The organism is Streptomyces griseosporeus, assembly GCF_014656055.1.
In the GTDB taxonomy this organism is placed as follows: domain Bacteria; phylum Actinomycetota; class Actinomycetes; order Streptomycetales; family Streptomycetaceae; genus Streptomyces; species Streptomyces griseosporeus.
On sequence record NZ_BNBR01000002.1, the window covers coordinates 228,411 to 251,124 of the forward strand.

Here is a 22,714-nt window from a genome sequence, read left to right on the forward strand (position 1 = left end):
GTCAGCAAGCGAGCTGAGGAGGACGGAACGATGGGCACACGACTGCAGACCGGCACGGCAGCCACGCACCACGTGGTGATCCTGGGGGCGGGATACGCGGGCATGGCGGCGGCCGTCCAGCTCGCGGCCCGGGTCAAGCAGCGCGACGACGTGCGGGTGACCCTGGTGAACGCTCAGGAGCGGTTCACCGAGCGCATGCGGCTGCACATGACGGCGACCGGGCAGCAGCTCGCCGAGCTGAGCATCCCTCAGCTGCTGGAGGGCACGGGCGCGCGGTTCGTACGCGGCTGGGTGACCGCCGTGGACCCGGACGCGAAGACCGTACGGATCGACGACGACCGGGTGCTGTCCTACGGCACGCTGGTGTACGGCCTGGGCGGCGTCGCCGACACAGCGGCGGTGCCGGGCGCCGAGGACCACGCGTACACGCTGAGCAGCGCCCAGGACGCCGAGCTGCTGGCCGACCGGCTGGCACGGCTCACCGAGGGCACGGTGGTGGTCGCGGGCAGCGGGCTGACCGGCGTCGAGTCGGCCGCCGAGATCGCCGAGCGGCACCCCCGGCTGGACGTCGTACTGCTGGGCAGGCAGGAGCCCGGCGCGGCCATGACGGCCAAGGCCGGGAAGCATGTGCGGGCCGCGCTCGACCGGCTGGGTGTGCGGGTGCGCGCGGGCGTCGAGGTGGTGAAGGTGCTGCCCGGCGCCGTCGAACTGGCGGGCGGGGAGACCCTTGCGGCCGACGCGGTGCTGTGGACGAGCGGCACACGCACGTCGCCGCTGGCAGCCGCCGCCGGGCTGGCCGTCGACGGGTACGGACGCATCGTCACCGACCCCGCGCTGCGCTCGGTGTCCCACCCCGACGTGTACGCGATCGGCGACGCGGCCGCGATCCGGCAGGGTTACGGCGTCATGCACGGCACCTGCCAGGGCGGCATGCCGACCGGGGTGCACGCCGCGCTGTCGATCCACCGGGCCCTCGACGGCAAGCAGCCCAAGGCGTTCCGCTTCGGCTACTACCACACACCCGTGAGCCTGGGCCGGGGCGACGCCGTCGTGCAGTTCACACGGCCCGACGACAGCCCTCGCCGGATCTGCCTGACGGGCCGCCTGGCCGTCCGGTACAAGGAGACGGTGACCGGCTCGCCCTGGCCGACGTACGGCCGTATGAAGAAGATGCCCGCCTCGGGCGCGATCTGGCCCCGCGGGGGCCGCTTCAGCCGGGTCCGGGAAGTCCGGTGAGCGCCCCGTCCGCCGACCCCGGTCAGCAGGTCTTCCACGAGCACCGGCGGCTGCTGTTCTCCGTGGCCTACCGCCTCCTGGGCAGCGCCGCCGACGCCGAGGACGCGGTCCAGGACGCCTGGCTCAAATGGTCCGCCTCCGACCGCTCGCAGGTGGCCGATCCCAAGGCGTACCTGACGCGCATCGTCTCCAACCTGGCGCTGGAGCGGCTGCGCTCCACCCGCCACAAACGCGAGACCTACGTCGGGCCGTGGCTGCCGGAGCCCATCCTCACCGGCGGGGACGCCTCCGAGGCCGTCACGGACGCCGAGTCGGTGTCCATGGCCATGCTGGTCGTGCTGGAGACCCTCAGCCCGCTGGAGCGCGCGGTGTTCGTGCTGAGGGAGGTCTTCGACTTCAGCCACGCCGAGATCGCCGAGGCGGTGGAACGCTCCGAAGCCGCGGTACGGCAGGCCGCGCACCGGGCGCGCGAGCACGTGCAGGCCCGACGGCCGCGCTTCACCGTCGACCGGTCACAGCAACGGCGGGCCACCGAACGGTTCTTCACCGCCGCGACCGGCGGAGACGTCAACGCCCTGATGGAACTCCTCTCCCCCGACGTCACCCTGTGGACCGACGGCGGCGGCAAGGTCCGCCAGGCCCTGCGCCCGGTGGTCGGCGCCGCCACGGTGGCCCAGTGGTTCGCGGCCATCGGCACCGTCACCTACCAGGGCGTCCGGCCCACGGACATGAAGGCCGAACTCGCCGAGATCAACGGCGGCCCGAGCATCGTGTTCAGCGCCCCCGGCCGCGTCATCGCCACCCTCACCTTCGACTTCGACACCGCCGGCCGCATCACCACCATCCACAACGTGGCCAACCCGGACAAACTCCGGGCCGTGGCCGAGGGGAACACCCACGACATCGCAACACGGTAGGAGCCCGGACCGGTATGTGTCGGCGCGGCGGCGCCGAGATCACGGCGAGGGCGGTCGGAGAGTCAACGAGCCTTGATCGCTGCCCAGTCTGCTGATTGGCTGGGCGGCATGAGCGATCTCGGGCCCGTTCCCTGGCCGCCGGCGCCGATCCGGACCGACAGGCTGGTGCTGCGTGCGTCCGAGGCCCGGGACCGTGAGGCGTTCATCGAGCTGCTGGCGTCGCCTGAGGTGCACGCCTACCTCGGCGGTCCCCGCCCGCGTGAGGAGCTTGAGCGTGAGATGCCCGAGGTGCCCGCGCGATGGCCCGGGAGCTTCGTCGTCGATCTCGGCGGGGAGATGATCGGTCAGGTCCTCATCAGGAGAGCGACGGCACACCGTCGCCCCGCCGCCGTGGGGAAGGTCGATCTCGGTTACTTGTTCCTGCCGCACGCGTGGGGGTTCGGATACGCCGCCGAGGCCTGTACGGCGGCACTCGACTGGCTCGAACGCGTCCTTCCCGGTGAGCCGGTGGTGCTCGCCACGCAGACCGCCAATGCCGGCTCGATGCGCCTCGCGGCGAAGCTGGGGTTCACCGAACTGGAGCGGTTCTGGGCCTGGGACGCCGAGCAGTGGCTCGGCATGCGCCCCGCTGTCACGCTCACATAAGAGCGCCTTCATCCGTGGGCGTCCCGTCCTGCGCGAAGTCGGGCAGTTCCGTGGACAGCAGGTGTTCAGCGCCGTTGTCGAGGAGGTGCTGCATCTCTGTGGAGCGGGGCAGCATCGTCTGCTCGTAGGCGCGGACGGCCTCGTCGATCGTGTCGTGCCGCGCCAGGGCGAGGGCGAGTTCGCAGGCGTCCAGCATCGCGAGGTTGACGCCGACCCCGAGCGGGGGCATGAGGTGGGCCGCATCGCCGAGGAGCGTGACAGTGGGGTTGTGCTCCCAGGTGTGCGGGACGGGCAGGGCGAAGACGGGGCGGTCGACGTAGCGGCCGTCGTTGTCGGTGAGCAGGCGGCGCAGGCCCGGCGCCCAGTCGCGGTAGCGGTCGAGCAGGAGGGCACGGATGCCGTCGGTGTCCTCGACGGTCAGGCCTGCCGCGGCGATCCAGTCCACGGGGACGCGCTGGAGGATGTAGACGCGGATGTGGTCCCCGCCGTTGCGCTGGGCGAAGACGCCGCGGTCGCCGTCGGCCGCTGCGGCGCTGCCCTGGCCGACGAGTTCGGCGATCTCGGGGTGCCTGTTCTCGACATCGTGGAACCACGCCTCCAGGAAGCTGACGCCGCTGTAGCGGGGCCGGGCGTCGGAGACGGCGCGACGGACCCTGGACCATGCGCCGTCGGCTCCCACGACGAGGTCGGCCTCGACGACGGTGCCGTCGGCGAAGTGCAGTCGTCGGGGGCCCGCTGCGGGCCCGCTGACGGAGCGCAGGCTGTGGCCCCAGCGCACGGTGCCGGGCTCCAGCGAGTTGAGCAGGAGGTCGCGCAGAGTGCCGCGGTCGATCTCCGGCTTGAAGCGTTCACCGTCCGCGGGGCGGTGGTGGAAGAGCAGCGTGCCCGCCGGGTCCATCTGGCGCATCTCCTGGCCTTCCGGCCGGGAGAGGCGGAAGAAGTCGTCCAGCAGCCCGGCCTCGCGCAGGGCGATCTGGCCGTTGTCCTCGTGCAGGTCCAGGGTGCCGCCCTGGTTGCGGGAGTCGGGGCCGCTCTCGTGCTCGTGGACGGTGGCGGTGATGCCATGGCGCTGCAGGATGCGCGCGCAGGTCAGGCCACCCGGGCCGGCACCGATGATCGCGATGCGCGGGGCGGAGGAGGAGGTCATGGTGGCGCTCCGTTCGTGCGGCGGTGTGGGACGGGTGCAGCCGTGCACTCCAAAAGAGCACACCCGCCCAATAAATGCAACAACTCAACTTTTGTAACTGAGCAACCCAAGCGGTATGCTCGCAGGCATGACGGACACCGAGACCGGCCCCGTGCCGATGGGGCGCCGCGAGCGCAAGAAGGCCGCCACTCGCCAGGCGATCGCCGACGCCGCGCTGCGCCTGTTCCTGGAGCGCGGTTACGACGCCGTCGGCATCCGCGAGATCGCCGACGCCGCCGACGTGTCCACCACCACGCTGTTCAAGCACTTCCCGGTCAAGGAGGCCCTCGTCTTCGACGAGGACGCCGATCAGGAGGCCCGTCTGCTCGCGGCCGTACGCGAACGCCCCGAGGGGCAGTCGATCCCCGCCGCTCTGCGCGAGCACGCCCTGCGGTACCGCATGGCCGCAGCCGGCGCCGACGCCCGCTTCACCGCGTTCTTCGACCTCGTGAACAGCACACCGGCCCTGCGGGACTACGCCCAGAACATGTGGCTGCGCCACACAGCCGCCTTGGCTCAGGTCATCGCCGAGGAGAGCGAACTGCCGGCCGACGATCCCGCCTGCGCCGCCCTGGCCCACTTCGCCCTCGAAGCGCCTCGCGCGGCCCGCGGCCACGGCGACCCCCGCGAGGCGGTCATCCGCGCCTTCGAGGTGCTGGAAAACGGCTGGTGCGCCCTCGCCGACCACCGATAGCCGGCACCACCGGCCCGGGCCGACGGGTCAGTCATCCGCACGCGGCACCCAGTGCGAGGGAGAGGGGCGCGGACGGTCGTCAGCCCTCCTGCGGGACGGCCATCTCTCCGAGCAGGGACCAGTCGTCCTGCGGGACGGTGGCGTTGACGATGCGCGGGGTTTCCGCGAGATAGCGCGGCAGGGTCTTCTGCGCGGTCTGGAAGTGCTCGGAGCCGACGTGCTCGGCGCCCGCCCGGTCATCGCGGAACGCCTCCACGAGGACGTACTCCTCCGGGTCGTCGACGCTCCGCGACCAGTCGAACCAGAGACAACCCGGTTCGGCGCGCGTCGCCCGGGTGAAGTCGGCGGCGATCTCCGGCCACTGGTCGGCGTGCTCGGGCCGGACACGGAACTTCGCCGTGATGAAGATCATCTCAGGCTCCCTCGGCAGGTGCGGTGGGCGGCACGGCCGTGGACTGCGTCGCCGCATGCCGCACGGCCGTGGTCTCCGCCTTCATGACGACTTCATGATGTCGCCAAGGAGCCGCCGCCCGCAGGCGCAACCCTCCGAGCACTTACGAGACGTACACGAGGAAGATCAGCCTGTCGTCGCGGACCAGTACGGGTCGCGGCCGGTGAACGCGAGGAACTTGTCGGCCCGGCTCGCGTCGGCGGGTATCTCGACCACGGGCGCGAACTTGCCGAAGGACTGGCGGACGAACTCGACGACCTGCCCGGCCGGGAGCTCCAGCCGCTCGGCCATGTCCTCGGTCAGCGGAAGGTCCTGACCGGTCGCCCTGGCGATGTCCCAGGCGTGGACGGCCGCGTCGAGCGCGGCGACCATGGCGCCGGCCTGCGCGGGCATCGGGCCCATCGGCGTCGCCACACTCTCCGCCTCGCGCCCCGACTCCCAGGCCTTCAGCGCCGCGCCCAGGGTGGCCTCCAGCCGCATCACCGCCTCCGCGCCGTCGCCCGCCAGTGCGTCCACGGGCTCGAACGGGTCGCTCTCCGGCGCCTGCCCCGTGATCTGCATGGTCAGGGCCTGCTGGTCGAGCCGGGCGTGATGGTAGACCTGACGGACCGTCCACTCGCTGCACGGCGTCGCGGCCCCCCATGCCTCCTCGGGCACCCCCCGCACCGCGGCCATCAGGTACTCATGCGCATCCGCCAGCAACTTGAACCCGTCAACGGACAACCCGCTGCCCCCCTTTGATCCACCCCACGAACCGAAATACAGCTCCACCATATGCCCCACCACTGACATTCAGGCGCGCGGCCGAAAGACCCCTCCCCTTACCTGCGCCAGAACAGGTGGTGCGTCACCCCGCTCGGGCTGGGCACGACCTCCAGATGGAACCGGTCGAGCAGTTCCTCGGGGGACTCCCAGAGCCGCAGTCCGGAGCCGAGCTTCACCGGCGAGACCGCCACATGCAGGGTGTCGACGAGGTCGGCGTCGAGGAACTGCCGGATGGTGGTGACTCCCCCGCCGAGCCGGACGTCCTGGCCCCGTGCGGCCTGCCGCGCCTGTTCCAGGACCGTGGCCGGATCGCCGTCCACAAAGTGGAACGTGGTGTCGGAGAGGGTGAACGACGGCCGCTTGTGGTGCGTCAGGACGAACACCGGCGTGTGGAACGGGGGCTCCTCCCCCCACCAGCCGAGCCACTCGTGGTCGGCCCAGGGCCCCCGCTCGGGCCCGAACTTGTTGCGGCCCATGATCTCCGCACCGATGTTGCGGGCGAAGTCCCGCGTGAAGTAGTCGTCGAGGCCCCGGCTCCCCCCGGAATCCGTGCGCATGGGCCAGCTCGCCGTCGCTCCCGCCCAGGAGAAGAGCCTTTCGGGGCGGTCCAGGCCGAACGGCAGCTCGAGGCTCTGGTGCTCACCGGCACCGATGCCGTCACTCGAGACGTTGAAGTTCATGACTCTCAGCAGTTGCTGCACTTGGTCCCTCACCAGGTCTTGTGGCGCCCTCACCCGTCGGGGCGCCGCTCGTCCTGACGTCGAACGGGACGCAGCCGGATCGACACGGCTCACGAACTTTTTTCACGCAGCGCGGGCCACCGTGCCCACCCGGACCGTTCGCAGGGTCCGGGTGGGCATCGCTCTTGGGCGGCCGAGGGGGCCGTGGCAGGGGGCGTGCGTCAGTGGCTCGCCACCGTGGCCTGGCGGGCCGACGGGTCCGTGTCGCCTCGGCCGCCGGTGCCCAGGGCGCTCAGGATGTCCTCCACGCTCTGCTTCGCGTCACCGAAGAGCATGCTGCTGTTCTCACGGAAGAAGAGCGGGTTCTGTACGCCCGCGTAGCCGGATGCCATGGAGCGCTTGAAGACGATCACCTGCTCCGCCTCCCAGACCCGCAGCACCGGCATGCCCGCGATCGGGCTGGCCGGGTCCTCGGTCGCGGCGGGGTTGACGGTGTCGTTCGCGCCGATGACCAGGACGACCGAGGTGTCGGCGAAGTCGTCGTTGATCTCGTCCATCTCCAGGACGATGTCGTACGGCACCTTCGCCTCGGCCAGCAGGACGTTCATGTGCCCGGGCAGGCGTCCGGCGACGGGGTGGACGCCGAAGCGGACCTCGACGCCCCTCTCGCGCAGCCGGCGGGTCAGCTCCGCGACCGGGTGCTGGGCCTGGGCCACGGCCATGCCGTAGCCCGGGGTGATGATCACCGAGCGGGCCTGCGCGAGCATCTCGGCCGCCTCCGCGGCCCGCACCTCACGGTGCTCGCCCTGCTCCTCGTCGCCGCCGGAGGGAGCCTCGATGCCGAAGCCGCCGGCGATGACGGAGAAGAAGGACCGGTTCATCGCCTTGCACATGATGTACGACAGGTAGGCGCCGGAGGAGCCGACCAGCGCGCCGGTGACGATGAGCAGGTTGTTGTCGAGCAGGAAGCCGGCCGCGGCCGCCGCCCAGCCCGAGTAGCTGTTCAGCATCGATACGACGACGGGCATGTCGCCGCCGCCGATCGAGGCGACCAGGTGCCAGCCCAGGGCCAGTGCCAGTACGGTCACCGCGATCATCAGCGGCAGGTTCGGGCTGATGGTGAACCACACGGTCAGCGCGACGAAGGCGGCGAGCGCGCCGATGTTGAGCGCGTTCTTGCCGGGCAGCATCAGCGGACGGGACTTGATCCGGGCGGACAGCTTGAGGAACGCCACGATCGAGCCGGTGAAGGTGACCGCGCCGATGAAGATGCCGATGAACACCTCGGCGTGGTGGATGCCGAGCAGGTCGTCGCCGATCCGGGTCTGGTCGGCGCCGTGCGCCTCCACCTCCAGGTAGCTGTTCCAGCCGACCAGCACCGCGGCCAGGCCGACGAAGCTGTGCAGTACGGCGATCAGTTCGGGCATCTGCGTCATCTCGACGCGGCGGGCCCGCCACAGGCCGATCGCCGCGCCGAGCGCCATCGCCAGCACGATCAGGGTGACCGCTCCGGCCGAGATGCTCTGCGCCGCCACGACGACGGTGGCGACGAGCGCGAGGACCATGCCGGCGATGCCGTAGACGACGCCGGCGCGGGAGGTGTGGTGCTGGGACAGGCCGGCCAGGCTGAGGATGAACAGCAGCGCGGCGACCAGGTCGGCGGCGTGTGAGGCTGTCAGGGAGGTCATCGGCTCAGCCCTTCGAGAACATGGACAGCATGCGGCGGGTGACGGCGAAACCGCCGAAGATGTTGATGCTCGTCAGCAGGATCGCCACGACCGACAGGGTGGTGACGAGCGTGCTCTCGTGCCCGATCTGGAGCAGGGCACCGATGACGACGATGCCGGAGATCGCGTTGGTCACCGACATCAGCGGTGTGTGCAGTGCGTGGTGCACCTTGCCGATGACGTAGTAGCCGATGACCACCGCCAGCGCGAACACCGTGAAGTTCTCGGCGAGCTGGGCGGGCGCGAAGGCGACCAGCAGGAACATCGCGAGCATGCCGAGCCCGATGAGGGCGAGGCGGCCGGCGGGGGTCAGCCGTGTGCGCTTCGGCTCGGGCGGGGCGGCGGCGGCCGCCTTCGGGGGTGCGGCGGGCGCGGCCGACACCGACACGGGCGGAGGCGGCCACGTGACGTCGCCCTCCCGGACCACCGTCACGGCGCGCTGCACGACGTCGTCGAAGTCGATCACGAGCTGCCCGTCCTTGCCGGGCGTGAGCAGCTTGACGAGGTTGACCAGGTTGGTGCCGAAGAGCTGCGAGGCCTGGGCCGGGAGGCGGGAGGCCAGGTCGGTGTAGCCGATGATCGTGACGCCGTTGTCGGTCACCACGGCCCGGCCCGCGACCGTCCCCTCGACGTTGCCGCCCTGCACGGCCGCCATGTCGACGATCACGCTGCCCGGCTTCATCACGGCCACGTCCTCGGCCGTCAGCAGGCGCGGGGCGGGCCGCCCGGGAATCAGTGCGGTGGTGATGACGATGTCCACGTCCTTCGCCTGCTCGTGGTAGAGCTCGGCGGCGGCGCGGTCGTAGTCGGCGGACGTGGCCTTGGCGTACCCGTCGGTGCTCGTCTCCTGTACGACGTCCACGGCGAGGTATTCGCCGCCCAGCGACTTCACCTGGTCCGCGACCTCGGGCCGCGGGTCGGTGGCGCGCACGATGGCGCCGAGGCTGGAGGCGGCACCGATCGCGGCGAGACCGGCGACGCCGGCACCGGCGACGAGGACCTTCGCGGGCGGCACCTTGCCCGCGGCGGTGACCTGACCGGTGAAGAACCTGCCGAAGACGTGCGCGGCTTCGATGACGGCCCGGTAGCCGGCGATGTTCGCCATCGACGACAGCACGTCCATCGACTGGGCGCGGGAGATACGCGGCACGGCGTCCAGGGCGAGCGCGGTGATCCCGGCGTCGGCGAGCGCCTGCAGCAGTTCCGGCTTCTGCGCCGGGCTCAGCAGGGCGACCAGGGTCGCGCCCCGCCGCAGCCGGCGGATCTCGGCGTCCGAGGGGGCGTTCACCTTGAGGACGACATCCGCGTCCCAGGCCTCGCCGATCCCGGCGCCAGCATCGGCGTACGCCTGGTCGGCGAAGCCGGAGGCCTCACCGGCTCCGGGCTCGACGACGACCTCGTAACCGAGACCCAGCAGCATCCGTACCGTCGACGGGGTCGCCGCGACCCGCGTCTCGCCGGACACGGACTCGGCCACCACGCCGATGCGCCGGGGTAGGAGATGTGAGCGTTCTTCAGCAGACATGTCCCGAATCTCTCATCAGAGGGGGGTGCGGAAGGGGAGCTGCGCGCGCGCCGGTTAGGACGTCTTCCCCCGTGATCGGTGGAACCTACCCGCCAGAAGGGCCCTGGCCAACGCAGTCGCACGGTGACGTCGTTCACCCGGCAGCAGTGACCGACGGCTCTCGGCCACCGCCGGTTGCGGCCGCGATTCGGGCACCGTCGGGCAGAGTGGAGCGAAAGTCCCGGGCTCGGAGAACCAGTCGATTGCCCCGGTTCCGCATCACGCGTGACCATGGCCGTATGAAGGAAGCCGAGGGGCTGGTGCTGGTGCGGGTCGTGCAGACGTGTTCCGCCCATCCGTCCCAGTGGGATGCCTGGACAGTGGAGGGTCAGTACCTGTACCTCCGGTACCGCCACGGCCAGGGTCGCGTCGAACGACACCCTGGCCCGGACATCGACACACCGGACTCCTGGAACGAGGGCCTGTCGGGACTCCTGGTCGAGTGGGACGACGGCACGAACGGCGGAGCCATCGGCCTCGAAGCCTTCCTCGCGGCCTCCGGCTTGGCGCTGGCGCCCGGCGCGTCGGTGAGCTGAGACGCCATAGGTGACGCCACCGGGTCAACCGGACAGAGTCCTAGAGCCTGCTGAGTGCGCGCATGGCTTCCCGTTCGATGCGCGCGGTCTCGTGGAGCAGGGAGCCGGCCCGCACGAGGTTCTCGCGTCGCCGGACTCGCCCGCTGCTGCGATCAGCTCGGCCACCGCTGTCCAGCAAGCGGCGGCCTCGGCGTACAGGTTGTGGCCCGTGCGCAGGTGGCTGTTGTCATCAGCTCGGCGCACTCGGCGAGGAAGTCCTGGTAGAGATTGCGGAACAGGGCGTCCTGGTCGTCGTAGCCGTACATGGCCACGACGTGCCCGCCGAAGTGCACCTTGGTGGTGAAGTAGTCCAGGTGGTAGCTGTCGAGTTGGAGGCCGACCGGCCGGCCCGCGTCGATGGGCGTCGCCACGTTCTGCCACGCCTTCCGCGCTGAGGTGGTCTCCGCGACGGCAAGACCGAGCCCGAGTGCGGCGGACCGTGGCCATGCCGCTCATTCCCCCCGGCACCGGACGGCAGCCCGCCGCCGGTGCCTGGAGCCGCGTGCCAGGAGAGAGCCCCGGGCTCAGTGGCTCTCCGGCTGGTAGAGGCGGGTCGTGGTCCGGCTCTCGTAGGCCATTCCGGGGGGCATTCTGATGAGTTCCATTTGCATTCCCCAGGGGGTGAGGAAGTAGACCCAGCTGTCACCCCGCGTCGAACCCGGGTCCAGAGGCTGCGGCTCGCCGAGGAACCGCACGCCCGGCTGAGCCCGCAGATAGGCGACCGCCTCGTCCATGTCCGCCACGTGGAAAGCCAGGTGGTGGCCGCCCCAGTCGCTGTTGCGCGGCATCTCCCGGCGCTGTTCGGGGGCGGAGTACTGGAACAGCTCGCAGTTGGTCACCGGCCCGAGCCTGAGCATCGCCAGGTCCATCGTCGCCTTCGGGTGGACGCCGAGGTATCTCTCCATCCAGTCGCTGTCCGGGAATTCCACCGGTCCGATCCGGTAGGCGAGTTCCGCTCCGAGGACATCGACGAAGAATTCGACGGCCTGGTCCAGGTCCGGAACGGTGTACGCGACGTGGTGCACGCCTGACGATCCGGGGATTCCTCGTGTCGTGCCGCGCATGGTTTCCTTCCGCGTGCTCAGGCCGGGACGCTGATCTGCGCCGGCTGCCGGTACCGGTCGCCCCACAGGCTGGTCGCGGAGGGGGCGGGGACGTCGAGGTACTCCTCCGTGCTGCGGGCGGCGGCCAGACGCAGGCTCACGTCGAGGATGTGCAGGGAGTACTCCGCACCCAGCAGCGGCCGGCCCCCGGAGCGCACCGCCCGCGCCAGGTCGGCGATGCCCGCGGCGACCGTCAGGTCGTGCGCCTCGTCGTCGTATCCGTGGGCGAGCGGGGGCAGGACGAAGGGGAGCTGTTCGGGCTCGGCCAGGTAACCGGTGTCCCTGCCGCTCGTGTGGACCCGGCGGCGCAGCATGACCGGGCTCGACGCCTGCCAGACGTCGTCGACGGACAGGACGCCCTGATCACCCACGACCAGCAGGGACTTGTCGGCCGGGGCCGCCCAGCCGATCGTGAGCCGGCACACGGTCCCGTCGGCGAACCGCAGGGCGCCGAAGGAGGTCTCGGGCGCCACGTCGTCGACGACGCCCTCCCACTGGTCCGCGAAGGGGGTGACGGTCTGGGCGGACATGCCCACGACGGGGCCGAACATGGCCGTCAGCCAGGTGAGCAGGTAGCCGGCGTGTTCGAGGACGCATCCGTTGCCCACCTCCTCGCGGTACGGCCAGGGGACGCCGCGGCTGCTGCGCCAGTCGCGGTAGGCCATGAACGCGAGCGGCCCCATGTCGAGCGAGGCGTACGCGAGCCGGGGAGTGCCCGCCACTCCCCCGTGGACGGCCCGGATGAGGGTCTGTGCCGACCGGCTGAACACCGTGGCGGGCGCGCTGCACAGGTGAAGTCCGCGGGTGGCGGCGAGCGCCGCGAGTTCCCGTGCCTGCGCCATGCTCGTGGTCATGGGCTTCTCGCAGTACACGTGTTTTCCGGCCGAGAGCGCGGCCTTGTTCACGGAGTAGTGCTCGGTGGTCGGCGTGAGGTTCACGACGATCTCGACGTCGGGATCGGCGAGCACCTCCTCCATGCTGCCGAACACTCGGCCGCCGTACTCCGCGGCGAAAGATTTCGCTCGGTCCGAGGCCGGGTCGTAGGCGCCTAAGAGCTCGATCTCGGGATAGTTGGGCAGCGTGGGGCCGTAGAAGTCGGCGGCATAACCGCATCCGAGAAAGGCGATCCCTACCCGCTTGCCCGTGTCCATGGGAGTGGGCATTCTTCCTCCATGTTCCTAGACATGCATTGCGGAGCGTCACGCAGAGGACATGCGAGAGACAGACAACAGGCCCCGGGTTCGCAATCTCAAGCTTCGAAAGAGTTTCGGCTGGTTCTGCACTCATGGCCGGAACGGCACATCGCCCGCGGTTCACGGGGTGTTTACAGAAATGCGCTTGCATGACGCACGGGACAGCGCATTCAATGACGGCCGCCCCGATCTCCGAAATCTCGAACAGGAAAGGCAGAAAGGCAGTGACAGTGCCGCAGACCGGAACGAGAACACCTTTACGCACCTCGACCGCCGTGGTCGTGGTGGTCGCGCTGGCGCTGGCGCTGTTCTCCCTGAGCACGGTGGAGACCCTGCCGGTCGGGCTGCTGCCGCAGATCGCCGACGATCTCGGGGTGTCCAAGGCCGAGGCGGGCCGCCTGGTGACCGGATACGGCGTCGTCGTGGCGGTCGCCTCGGTGCCGCTGACCCGCCTGGTCCGCAGGGTTCCGCGCCGCACGCTGCTGTGCGGGCTGCTCACCCTGTTCGTCGCAGCGAACCTCGTCTCCGCCGCGACCCCGGGCTACGGGGTGCTGCTCGGGGCCCGCATCACGGTGGCTCTCACGCACGCGGTGTTCTGGTCGGTGATCGCGGCCACCGCCGCGAGTCTGTTCCCGCCCGAGGTGCGCGGCCGCGTGGTGGCCGGGCTCTTCTCCGGGCTCTCCCTGGCCGGTGTGGTCGGCGTCCCGGCCGGGACCTGGCTGGGCCAGCAGGCCGGCTGGCGCGTTCCGTTCACGGTGATGAGCGGGTTCGGCTTCCTCGCCCTGGTCGCGGTGGCGGTTCTGCTGCCGTCCACGGCCGGCGAGGAGGGTCACGCCACCGGCGGCGCCGAACCGAGCCGCCGCCGGTTCCTGGTCCTGATGGCCGCGACCGGCCTGGTCGTCTGCGGCGTGTTCACGGGCTACACGTACATCACGGTCTTCCTGACCGACGTGACCGGACTGTCCGAGGCTGCCGTGGCACCCTTGCTGCTGGCCGCGGGCGTCGCGGGGATCGCGGGCACCGCGCTGGCCGGCGCCCGGGTGGACCGCCGTCCGCGCGGCACCCTGGCGCTGGGCATGGCCCTGCTGACGACCGCGATGCTGGGGTTGGCCCTGTGCGGGGAGCTGACCTTCGCGGCGGTCTGCCTGGTCGCCCTGCTCGGCTTCGCCATGGCGGCGATGACGACGGCCCTGCAGAGCAGGATCCTGCACGTGGCGCCGGGGAGCACCGAGATCGCCTCGGCCGTCGGCTCGTCGGTCTTCAACGTCGGTATCGCCGGCGGCTCCTTCCTCGGTGGGCTGCTGCTGCCGACCGGCTTCGGCGTACGAGGCGCGGTGCTCCTCGGCGGTGTCCTCGCGGTCGGCGGCCTGTCCGTGCTGTTGTCCGAGTCCTGGGTGGTGCGCCAGGAGACGCGCCGGGCCGTCGTACAGCCCGGGTGACAAGGGACCGCCGACCGCGGGGAGTTCAGCGGTTGAACGTCAGGCGCGGTGCCGCGTTGCGGGCCAGGCTGTGGGCCTGGTCCGGCCACCAGGTACCGGCCGGCGGATCGACGATGCCGTACTCGGGGTCGACGCTGCCGCCGGTGTTGCGTGTGCAGCTGCCGTCGGACTCACCGGGGATCTTCACCCACAGGTAGGCGTCGACGAGGGGCACACCCGTGTCGGCGGTCGGGCGCGGGCCGAGTCCGCGGCCGGGCGCGTTGCACCAGATCTCCGGGTCCCCGCTGTACTTGCCCGGCTCGGGGGTCCAGGCGCCGAGCCCGTTGCGGCTGGTGTCGATCACGAAGTGCGCCAGCTCGTCGGCCGGCGGGGTGCCCACGTTCTGGTCGTACCAGGCATCGGTCCAGCGCCAGGTGGCGGGGTCGGCGGAGGAGACCGCGCTGCCGGGGGTTCCGTCGTTGGGCGCGGCAGCGGAGTAGTACTGGTCGGCGCACCGCTCGGCGTGGCCGCGCGCCTCCGCGGGGCCCGCGGTGGCGTACCACATGCACTGGGCGATCCAGGTGCCGTACCTGGCGTTGTGCTCGGTGGGATGCGTGTTGGACACGTTCAGGGCGAAGCCGTCGCTGTCGCGCACCCCGGCGTCCAGCAGCCGCTGCGCTATCTCGCCCACCGGCCGCCACTGGACGTTGCCCGCGTCCAGATAGACCGCGGTGCGCGGCTTCGCCTTCAGCGTCCTGACGGCGTACGCGAGGTCGGCGATCCGGGCGGCCGTCAGCTCACCGGTCGGGTCCGTGGTGGGCCCGCAGTCCTTGGGCAGGAGGGCCGTGCCGTCGGGTTCCACGACGACCAGCGCCTTGCCCGTGCCGATGCCGGCGGCGAAGGCGTCGATCCACTGCCGGTAGGCGGCGGAGGACCCGGCACCGCCGCTGGAGTACTGCGAGCAGTCCCGGCCCGGCACGTTGTAGGCGACCAGCACGGGCGTACGGCCCACGGCGCGGGCGCGGCGGACGAGACCGCTCACCTTGGCGCGCACCTCGTCGGGCGTGCCCTCGGTGAACCACTGCGCCTGCGGCCAGCTCGCGACCTTGGCCATGTTCAGGGCGTTGACGAGGTCGCCGGCGCGGACGTCCGCGACGGCCTGCTGCGCGGCCTTGCTGTGCGGGTCCACGTAGAACTGGGTGGCCGGGGTGATCACGTCCTGCGTGGGGGTGGCCTGCGCCTGCGTCGCCGGGAGAGCGGCGAAGGCGGTGAGGGCCGCGAGGACGGCGGCCGTACGGCGCCGTGGGCTGCGTGGTTCCATGACTGCTTCCTGGTCGGTGAGGTGGGAACGGGAGACACCCGCCGCCCGGGAGCCGGCGGATCGTCGGATCGCCGGACCAACGGGTCGCGCCATCGACGCATCGTCGGACCACCGGATCGCCGGTGCGGGCGGCGGGGGTCCTGGATCAGTAGCCGTAGATCATCTTGTAGGCGACCTCGGGCAGGAACTGTCCGGCCGTGGAGCCGGTTCCGACGCCGCAGTTGCCGTCGGACTCGCCCGGGGTCTTGATCCACAGCAGCATCTCGGCGCCACCGCCGGTCCGGGTGGGTGTGCCGATGCGGCGGCCCGCGGGGTTGCACCACTGGCCGTTGGAGCCGTTGCCGTTGCGGCTGGTGTCCACGACGAACGGCTTGGTGTAGCCGTAGCGGGCGCTGAGTTCGGCGTTGACGGCGTTGCCGAAGGCGGTGTTCTCGGCGGTGGTGAAGTAGTTGGAGACGTTGAGCGAGAAGCCGTGGGCCTGGCGCAGGCCGGCTTCGTGCAGACGCCGGGCCATGGTCGCCGCGCCGGCCCAGCCGGGGTTGCCCGCGTCCATGTAGACCCAGGTGTTGGGGGCCTGGCGGCTGAACTGTGCGAGGGCTCCGGTGAGCATGGCTTCGCGTTCGTCGATCTGGGCCTGGCTCATGCAGCCGTAGTCGGCGAGGGAGTCCGGTTCGAGGATGACGACGGCCGGGCGGCTCGCGATGCCGCCCGCGAACTGGGCGATCCAGTTCGCGTAGGCGGACGGCGAGGAGGCCCCGCCCGCGGAGTGCCCGCCGCAGTAGTCGCGGTTGTAGATGTTGTAGGCGACGAGGACGGGCAGCTTGTCGGCGTAGTCCGCCGCTCCCACGTACGACCCGGTCGCGGTGCCGATGGTGCCGCTCCAGGCCCCGAACCAGCGGGCCATCGGGGTGTTGGCGATGGCGGCGCTGATCGCGGGGGCCCTGCCGTCGCCGGGGTTGGCGGCGACCCACTGCTTCGCCGTGGAGTTGGGGTCCACGTAGAAGCCGCTGGTCATGGTGGTGGGGTCGGCCGCATGGGCGGAGGGTGCGGCGGCCAGCGCGAGCGGCAGGGCGCAGAGCGCTGCCATCAGTACGCGGAGTCTGCGGCGCATGGCTGTACCTCGATTTCCTGGGGGGAGGGATTCGGGTGCACTGGGAGCGCTCCCACTGGAAGCGGTCCCAATCGTGGGAGCGGCTCGTTGAACTGTCAATAGTCGGCGCAGGAGTTGACCTGCGCATCGTGCAAGCGGCTCGGAGGGGCGGAGAGTTGGAAGCGCTTCCAGATTCAGCCACCGCAGATCTTCCGGCTTGTGGAAGACTCCCGGTCCATGGCAGAAGATGCGCCGCGTCGGCAGCCGACGCTCGACGAGGTGGCCGAACGCGCCGGTGTCTCCCGCTCCGTGGCCTCCCGCGCCCTCAACAACGCGCCGCACGTCAGCCGCGCCAAGCGCGAGGCCGTCGAACGTGCGGTGCGGCAACTGGGCTACGTCCCCAACCCCACCGCCCGTGCCCTCGCCACGCGGCAGACGGGAGCGGCTGCCCTGGTCGTGTCGGGAGAGGATCCGTCGATCTTCGCCGACCCCTTCTTCGCCCAGGTCATCGTGGGCGCGTCGGCCGCTCTGGAGGAGGCCGACCTGCATCTGATGCTGTGCCTGGCCGCTTCCGACCGGGGCCGCAAGCGCGTGGCGGAACTCCTGCGGTCCAGGGGCGCCGACGGCGTCATGCTGATGGCGCTGCGCGAGGACGATCCGCTGGCGCGGACGGCCGAGGAGGCGCAGATGCCCGTCGTGTTCGGCGGACGACCCGTCGCCTCGACCCCCAGGTGGTACGTCGACGTCGACAACGTCGGCGGAGCGCGCGCGGCCACCGAGCACCTGGTATCGCTGGGCCGGACGCGGGTGGCCGCGATCTGCGGGCGGCTGGACACCGAGGCGGGACGCGCCCGGTACCGCGGCTACCGGGACGCCATGCTCGCCGCGGGCCTCGAACCGGTCCCGCCGCGGGGAGGGGACTTCACCGAGGCCGGCGGCGCCGCCGCCATGGCCGTACTGCTGGCGGAACAACCCGATGTGGACGGGGTGTTCGCGGCCAACGACAACATGGCGGCGGGCGCGCTGCGCACCTTGCGGGAGGCCGGCCGGCGGGTGCCGGCCGACGTCGCCGTGGTCGGCTTCGACGACCTGACCGTCGCGCGGATCGCCGACCCGCCGCTCACCACCGTCCGTCAGCCCATAGAGGCTCTGGGCCGGGAGATGGCGCGCATGCTGGTCGCCCTCGTCAACGGGCAGGACCCCTCTCCGCTGATCCTGCCGACCCGGCTGGTCGTGCGCTCCAGCGCCTGACGGGTGGTGGCGGAGGCTCGGTTCAGGGCGTGGACAGCTCGAACCGTGTGACGCGGACGGCGCCGCCGAGTGCCTGGGTGGCGTGGTTGAAGAGGGCGAAGCGGTAACCCATGAAGAACCGCCAGTCGTTGCCCATGGAGAAGGCCGGTCCGAGACGGGTGAACGTGACGCCGTCGGTGCTGTAGGAGAAGGTGCCGGGGCGCGGCGCGCCCGGGCGGATGTCCGCGGTCGCTCGGAGCCAGACGCGGCTGCCGGAGAGGGGCGCGCTCGCGACCTCGTAGCCGGTGCCGGTGGTGTTCCAGTTGGTGTCCATGGTCAGCCCCGTGACCATCACCACCCGCGCGGCGCCGCCGTCGCGTTTGACGCCGATCCACGCGGAGGAGTCCCGCAGCAGCGCGAGCCCGGCCCGGTCGCCGTCCCGCATGGCGGAGTGGTCGAGCTGGACGGTGGCGGTGGAGGTCGGGCCCTGGACGCGGTGGGTCAGGGTGTTGCGGGCCCAGTACAGGTCATTGGTCACGGTCGCGGTCCGTAAGGTGAGCCCGTTGCCGACCGACCACTTCGTGTTGTCGGGGTTGTGGTTCCACTCCCACCTCGGCTTGAGGGCCGTACCGTCGAAGGTGTCGACGCCGGTCATGGGGGTGACCTGGCGCGGCGGCGGGGGCACCACCGGGCTGGGGTACGAGGTGCCCCAGGCGCCGTCGACGAGCTGTACGACGGGCCAGCCGTCCCAGGTCCAGGTGACCGGGGCCAGCGCGGGCATCCGGCCTCCGGGGTAGGCGTCGACGAAGGCCAGGTAGTACCAGGCGCCGCTCTGCGTCTGCACCAGCCCGCCCTGGTGCGGGACACCGCCGCCGGGGATCGGTCCGCGCAGGTCGAGCAGGACCTGGCGCATGGTGTACGGCCCGAAGGGGCCGCCGGAGGACTTGAGGATGTACTGGCCGTTCGCGGGCCGGGTCAGGAAGATGTAGTACTGCCCGTTGATCTTGTAGAAGCGGGAGCCCTCCAGAGTGCCGACGCTCGACGGCGTCCTGAACACCTCCTGGGCGCGGACCTGGGTGCGTCCGTCGGGCGAGAGCTGGGCGACGCTGATGGTGGTGTTTCCGTAGGCCACGTACAGGGTGTCGTCGGTGTCGACGAGCAGGCCCGCGTCGTAGTAGGGGGTGCCGATCGTCGTCAGCCTGTTCCACGGCCCCTCGACGGCGGTGGCGGTGTAGACGTACGTCCGGGCGAAGTCGATCTGGCCGAGCCAGTAGAAGGTCCTGTTGCTCGGTCGGTACGCCAGGGACGAGGCCCAGATGCCTCTGACGTAGCCGCGCGCGCCGTTCAGGTCGTACTTGGCACCGAAGTCGAGCACCGGCACGGAGTGGCCGGCGATCTCCCAGTTCACCAGGTCGTACGAGCGCAGGACGGGCGCGCCCGGCGAGTAGTGCATCGTCGAGGCCGAGGCGTAGTAGGTGTCGCCGACGCGGAGGACGTCGATGTCGGCGAAGTCCTGCCAGATGACCGGGTTCGTGTAGGTCGCCGCCTGGGCCTGGGCCTGCACCTGCGCCGGGGCGGTGGCTCCGGCCGAGGGGAGGAGGACGCCTGCCGCCAGGCCGGTGGCGGTGGACAGGGCGCGGCGACGCGACACTGGCTGATGAGTCCATGACATTTCCATGAAGGGCGCCCTCTTCCTGGCTTCGGGAACTGACGATCACTCATACGTCCGACATATCGAACGCGGGTCGACTGGGCGAGCAACTGGAGCATAGGGGGTCGGGGAACGCCGTCAACCCTTCCCGCACGACTCGGCCCCGGCTCCGAAATTTTCGGCGCTCCCCTGCTCGGGTTTCCGTCGCAATGGAGCCAGTCCTGGGACAGGTGTTGACACCGCGTCATCCATCTCTAGCATCCCTGAGACCGCCACTTTCCGAACGAAGGTCGAAATTTCGAACCCCTGAAGGAGCCCCTGGTGCTCAGACGTTTACGCGGGCGACTGGTCCGCCTGTGCGCGGCCGCCGCCCTGACGGCCACCGCGTGCGTGACGGCCTCCGCCCACTCCCCCGCCTCGGCCGCGCCGGGCAGTCCGGCACTCACCCCGCCCCTCGGCTGGAACAGCTGGAACAGCTTCGGCTGCGGGATCACCGAGGCGCAGGTCCGCCAGGCCGCCGACGCGATGGTGTCCTCCGGGATGCGGGACGCCGGTTACCGGTACGTGGTGGTCGACGACTGCTGGTTCGATCCGCAGCGTGACGCGCAGGGCAACCTGCGGGCCAACCCGACCAAGTTCCCCAGTGGCATGAAGGCCCTCGGGGACTACATCCACAGCAAGGGCCTGAAGTTCGGCATCTACGAGGTGCCGGGCGAGCGCACCTGCGCCCAGACCGTGGGCAGTTACCCCGGCTCCACGGGCAGCAGGGGCCACGAGACCCAGGACGCCGCCACCTTCGCCTCGTGGGGCGTCGACTACCTCAAGTACGACTGGTGTTCGTCCAGCGGTACACGCGACGAGCAGGTGGCGCGGTTCACCCTCATGCGGGACGCCCTGCGGGCCACCGGCCGGCCGATCGTCTACAGCATCAACCCCAACAGCTTCCACGCCATCACCGGCTCCACGTACAACTGGGGCGAGGTCGCCGACCTCTGGCGGACGACCGAGGACCTGCTCGACATCTGGCAGAACGGCAACACCAACAGCTACCCGATGGGCGTCGGGAACGTCCTGGACGTCACCGCGCCGCTGGCGGCCCAGTCGGGCCCGGGCCACTGGAACGACCCCGACATGCTGGTCGTCGGCCGTCCCGGCCTGTCGCTGACCGAGTCCCGCTCCCACTTCGCCTTGTGGGCGCTGATGGGCTCCCCGCTCATGGCCGGCAACGACATCCGCACCATGTCCGCCGACGTCAGCGCCATCCTGCGCAACCCGCGCCTGCTGGCGGTGAACCAGGATCCGCTGGGCGCGGGCGGACGCCGGGTGCGCGACGACGGAAACACGGAGGTCTTCGCCAAGTCCCTGGCGGACGGCTCGGTCGCGGTGGGCCTGTTCAACCGCGGCGACGGCGCCACGACCGTCACCACGAACGCCGCCCAAGTCGGCCTGTCCGGCGGCTCGTTCACCCTCACCGATCTGTGGACCGGCGGCACGTCGAGCACGTCGGGGCAGATCTCGGCGAACGTCCCCGCCCACGGAGTCGCCGTCTTCCGGGTCACCGGGGGCAGCCCACTGGCCGCGACCACCTCCCGCCTGCGCGCCAGCGCCTCCGGCCGCTGCGCGGACGTGGACAACGCCTCCACCGCCGCCGGGGCGACCGTGCTGCTCTGGGACTGCCACACGGCCGCCAACCAGCTGTGGACCAGCTGGGCCGGCGGCGAGATCCGCGTCTACGGCGACAAGTGCCTGGACGCCTACAACCAGGGCACCACCAACGGCACCCGGGTCATCACCTGGCCCTGCAACGGCCAGGACAACCAGAAGTGGACCCTCGGCGCCGACGGCTCGATCCGCAACGTCCAGGCGGGCCTGTGCCTCGACGCGAGCGGGGGCGCCACCGCCAGCGGAACGCCGCTGGTGCTGTGGACCTGCGACGGCCGCGCCGGGCAGAAGTGGGCCCGCGCCTGAGAGGAGTTGCACGATGGCAAGGTCAACACCAAGGCCGACGTCGGGCTCCAGGACAAGGTCGGCATCCTTCTTGTGGACCACCCTGGTCGCGCTGCTGGCCGTGCTGAGCCTGGGCAGCGGCACCGCGGTGGCCGGTACGCCGGCCGCGGCCCCCGCCAGCTCCGGATGCGGCAGGACGCCCACGCTCACCAGCGGTACGCACACGATCCAGACCGGCGGCAAGAACCGCAGCTTCATCCTGCGGATCCCCGACGGCTACGACCGCAACCACCCCTACCGGCTGGTCCTCGGCTTCCACTGGCTGGGCGGCACCTCCACCGACGTCGCCACCGGCCGCACCGTGGAGACGGGCACCTGGGCCTACTACGGCCTGCAGCGGCTGGCGAACAACAGCACCATCTTTGTCGCACCCCAGGGCCTCAACAACGGCTGGGCCAACACCGGCGGCGAAGACATCACCTTCGTCGACGACATGCTCAGGCGCATCGAGGCCGACCTGTGCGTGGACACCACCCAGCGCTTCGCCCTCGGCTTCAGCTACGGCGCCGCCATGTCGTACGCCCTGGCGTGCTCACGGGCGACGGTCTTCCGCGCGGTCGCGGTCCAGAGCGGCGGACTGCTCAGCGGATGCAGCGGGGGCACCCAGCCCATCGCCTACCTGGGGGTGCACGGCCTGCGGGACAACGTCCTCGGCATCTCCGGCGGGCGGACGCTGCGGGACAGGTTCGTCGCGAACAACGGCTGCACACCACAGAACCCGCCCGAGCCGGCAGCCGGCAGCCTGACCCACCGGGTCACCGCCTACTCGGGCTGCTCGGCCGGACATCCGGTCGTGTGGGCCGCGTTCGACGAGGGGCACATCGCCGCGCCCCAGGACGGGGCACCGGGCGACAGCGGTTCCCGGACCTGGCTGCCGGCGGAGGTGTGGAAGTTCTTCACCCAGTTCCAGACCTCTGAGCCGCAGCCGGGCAACGGGACCTGCCGCGTCACCGGCACGGTCAGCGCCTGGAACACCGGCCTCACCGCGAACCTGACCCTCACCAACACCGGTACGACGCCCGTCGACGGCTGGTCCCTCGGGTTCACCCTCCCGGACGGCCAGACCATCACCTCCGGCTGGAACGCGGAGTACTCCCCCGTCTCCGGCCGGGTGACCGCCAGGAACGTCAGCCACAACGCCACCATCGCCCCGGGTGCCTCGATCGACATCGGCTTCCAGGCCACCCACACGGGCAACACCGCACCGCCCGGCGCATACACCCTCAACGGCGCCGCCTGTACCACCTGAGCCGCTGGGGTC

At 71.0% G+C, this 22,714-nt stretch carries 20 protein-coding genes and 1 pseudogene; 9 read left to right on the plus strand and 12 right to left on the minus strand.

The features are described from left to right. Positions 1 to 30: 30 nt before the first annotated feature. From IE308_RS10075 to IE308_RS10085, 3 genes are all read left to right on the plus strand, one after another. The gene (locus tag IE308_RS10075; protein WP_190217580.1) at positions 31 to 1,236 is read left to right on the plus strand and encodes an NAD(P)/FAD-dependent oxidoreductase; all 1,206 of its coding nucleotides are present in this window, start codon (positions 31 to 33) and stop codon (positions 1,234 to 1,236) included. Continuing rightward, entirely contained in the window at positions 1,233 to 2,153 is a 921-nt protein-coding gene (locus tag IE308_RS10080) for an RNA polymerase sigma-70 factor (RefSeq protein ID WP_190217581.1), read from the plus strand. The genes IE308_RS10075 and IE308_RS10080 overlap by 4 nt, the downstream gene beginning before the upstream one ends. A 108-nt stretch (positions 2,154 to 2,261) precedes the next feature. Next, complete coding sequence (locus IE308_RS10085; RefSeq protein ID WP_190217582.1) at positions 2,262 to 2,798, plus strand: GNAT family N-acetyltransferase; 537 nt, start codon at positions 2,262 to 2,264, stop codon at positions 2,796 to 2,798. Here the strand turns inward: IE308_RS10085 and IE308_RS10090 are convergent. Beyond that, entirely contained in the window at positions 2,791 to 3,945 is a 1,155-nt protein-coding gene (locus IE308_RS10090; RefSeq protein ID WP_190217583.1) for an FAD-dependent oxidoreductase, read from the minus strand. The genes IE308_RS10085 and IE308_RS10090 overlap by 8 nt on opposite strands. Before the next feature lie 127 nt (positions 3,946 to 4,072). Between IE308_RS10090 and IE308_RS10095 the strand changes: the two genes are divergently transcribed. After that, positions 4,073 to 4,678 carry a TetR/AcrR family transcriptional regulator gene (locus IE308_RS10095; RefSeq protein ID WP_190217584.1) on the plus strand — a complete coding sequence of 202 codons (606 nt, stop codon included), beginning with the start codon at positions 4,073 to 4,075 and terminating at the stop codon, positions 4,676 to 4,678. Positions 4,679 to 4,757: 79 nt separating this feature from the next. Here IE308_RS10095 and IE308_RS10100 read toward each other — a convergent pair whose 3' ends face one another. From IE308_RS10100 to IE308_RS10120, 5 genes are all read right to left on the minus strand, one after another. Further along, on the minus strand, positions 4,758 to 5,090 hold the full coding sequence (locus IE308_RS10100) for a putative quinol monooxygenase (RefSeq protein ID WP_190217585.1): 333 nt from the start codon (positions 5,088 to 5,090) through the stop codon (positions 4,758 to 4,760). 165 nt (positions 5,091 to 5,255) lie between these two features. Further along, the gene (locus IE308_RS10105; protein WP_373314487.1) at positions 5,256 to 5,921 is read right to left on the minus strand and encodes a TIGR03086 family metal-binding protein; all 666 of its coding nucleotides are present in this window, start codon (positions 5,919 to 5,921) and stop codon (positions 5,256 to 5,258) included. A gap of 29 nt (positions 5,922 to 5,950) precedes the next feature. Then, a complete protein-coding gene (locus IE308_RS10110; protein WP_190217587.1) occupies positions 5,951 to 6,595 on the minus strand; it encodes a dihydrofolate reductase family protein in 645 nt (214 codons plus the stop codon). Positions 6,596 to 6,795: 200 nt separating this feature from the next. After that, the gene (gene pntB / locus IE308_RS10115) at positions 6,796 to 8,262 is read right to left on the minus strand and encodes a Re/Si-specific NAD(P)(+) transhydrogenase subunit beta (RefSeq protein WP_162655436.1); all 1,467 of its coding nucleotides are present in this window, start codon (positions 8,260 to 8,262) and stop codon (positions 6,796 to 6,798) included. Between the two features lie 4 nt (positions 8,263 to 8,266). Further along, positions 8,267 to 9,826 (minus strand): Re/Si-specific NAD(P)(+) transhydrogenase subunit alpha, encoded by a 1,560-nt coding sequence (locus IE308_RS10120; protein WP_190217588.1) that lies wholly within the window; start codon positions 9,824 to 9,826, stop codon positions 8,267 to 8,269. Positions 9,827 to 10,104: 278 nt separating this feature from the next. Between IE308_RS10120 and IE308_RS10125 the strand changes: the two genes are divergently transcribed. Then, positions 10,105 to 10,401, plus strand: a complete 297-nt coding sequence (locus IE308_RS10125; protein WP_190217589.1) for a hypothetical protein — start codon at positions 10,105 to 10,107, stop codon at positions 10,399 to 10,401. A gap of 40 nt (positions 10,402 to 10,441) precedes the next feature. Here IE308_RS10125 and IE308_RS10130 read toward each other — a convergent pair. The 3 genes and pseudogenes from IE308_RS10130 to IE308_RS10140 form a co-directional block, all read right to left on the minus strand. After that, positions 10,442 to 10,877: pseudogene (locus IE308_RS10130) on the minus strand (BtrH N-terminal domain-containing protein); the annotation flags it as partial. A gap of 87 nt (positions 10,878 to 10,964) precedes the next feature. Next, complete coding sequence (locus tag IE308_RS10135; RefSeq protein WP_229908811.1) at positions 10,965 to 11,465, minus strand: VOC family protein; 501 nt, start codon at positions 11,463 to 11,465, stop codon at positions 10,965 to 10,967. A gap of 56 nt (positions 11,466 to 11,521) precedes the next feature. Then, the gene (locus IE308_RS10140) at positions 11,522 to 12,706 is read right to left on the minus strand and encodes a Gfo/Idh/MocA family protein (protein ID WP_190217591.1); all 1,185 of its coding nucleotides are present in this window, start codon (positions 12,704 to 12,706) and stop codon (positions 11,522 to 11,524) included. A 305-nt stretch (positions 12,707 to 13,011) separates the two neighbouring features. Between IE308_RS10140 and IE308_RS10145 the strand changes: the two genes are divergently transcribed. Then, entirely contained in the window at positions 13,012 to 14,175 is a 1,164-nt protein-coding gene (locus IE308_RS10145; RefSeq protein ID WP_229908812.1) for an MFS transporter, read from the plus strand. A 25-nt stretch (positions 14,176 to 14,200) separates the two neighbouring features. On the opposite strand, the gene IE308_RS10150 is transcribed toward IE308_RS10145, so the two are convergent. Both IE308_RS10150 and IE308_RS10155 read right to left on the minus strand, forming a co-directional pair. Further along, positions 14,201 to 15,475, minus strand: a complete 1,275-nt coding sequence (locus IE308_RS10150; protein ID WP_190217593.1) for a glycoside hydrolase family 6 protein — start codon at positions 15,473 to 15,475, stop codon at positions 14,201 to 14,203. A gap of 145 nt (positions 15,476 to 15,620) precedes the next feature. Continuing rightward, positions 15,621 to 16,586, minus strand: a complete 966-nt coding sequence (locus IE308_RS10155) for a glycoside hydrolase family 6 protein (RefSeq protein ID WP_190217594.1) — start codon at positions 16,584 to 16,586, stop codon at positions 15,621 to 15,623. Positions 16,587 to 16,802: 216 nt separating this feature from the next. Here IE308_RS10155 and IE308_RS10160 point away from each other — a divergent pair, with 216 nt between their 5' ends. Next, complete coding sequence (locus IE308_RS10160; RefSeq protein ID WP_190217595.1) at positions 16,803 to 17,816, plus strand: LacI family DNA-binding transcriptional regulator; 1,014 nt, start codon at positions 16,803 to 16,805, stop codon at positions 17,814 to 17,816. Between the two features lie 22 nt (positions 17,817 to 17,838). On the opposite strand, the gene IE308_RS10165 is transcribed toward IE308_RS10160, so the two are convergent. Further along, positions 17,839 to 19,473 carry a glycoside hydrolase family 43 protein gene (locus IE308_RS10165; RefSeq protein ID WP_190217596.1) on the minus strand — a complete coding sequence of 545 codons (1,635 nt, stop codon included), beginning with the start codon at positions 19,471 to 19,473 and terminating at the stop codon, positions 17,839 to 17,841. Between the two features lie 294 nt (positions 19,474 to 19,767). On the opposite strand from IE308_RS10165, the gene IE308_RS10170 reads away from it, so the two are divergent. Beyond that, complete coding sequence (locus tag IE308_RS10170; RefSeq protein WP_190217597.1) at positions 19,768 to 21,414, plus strand: glycoside hydrolase family 27 protein; 1,647 nt, start codon at positions 19,768 to 19,770, stop codon at positions 21,412 to 21,414. 70 nt (positions 21,415 to 21,484) lie between these two features. Beyond that, positions 21,485 to 22,702: a CE1 family esterase gene (locus IE308_RS10175; protein WP_373314488.1), complete on the plus strand. Its 1,218-nt coding sequence runs from the start codon at positions 21,485 to 21,487 to the stop codon at positions 22,700 to 22,702. The last annotated feature ends 12 nt before the right edge of the window (positions 22,703 to 22,714 follow it).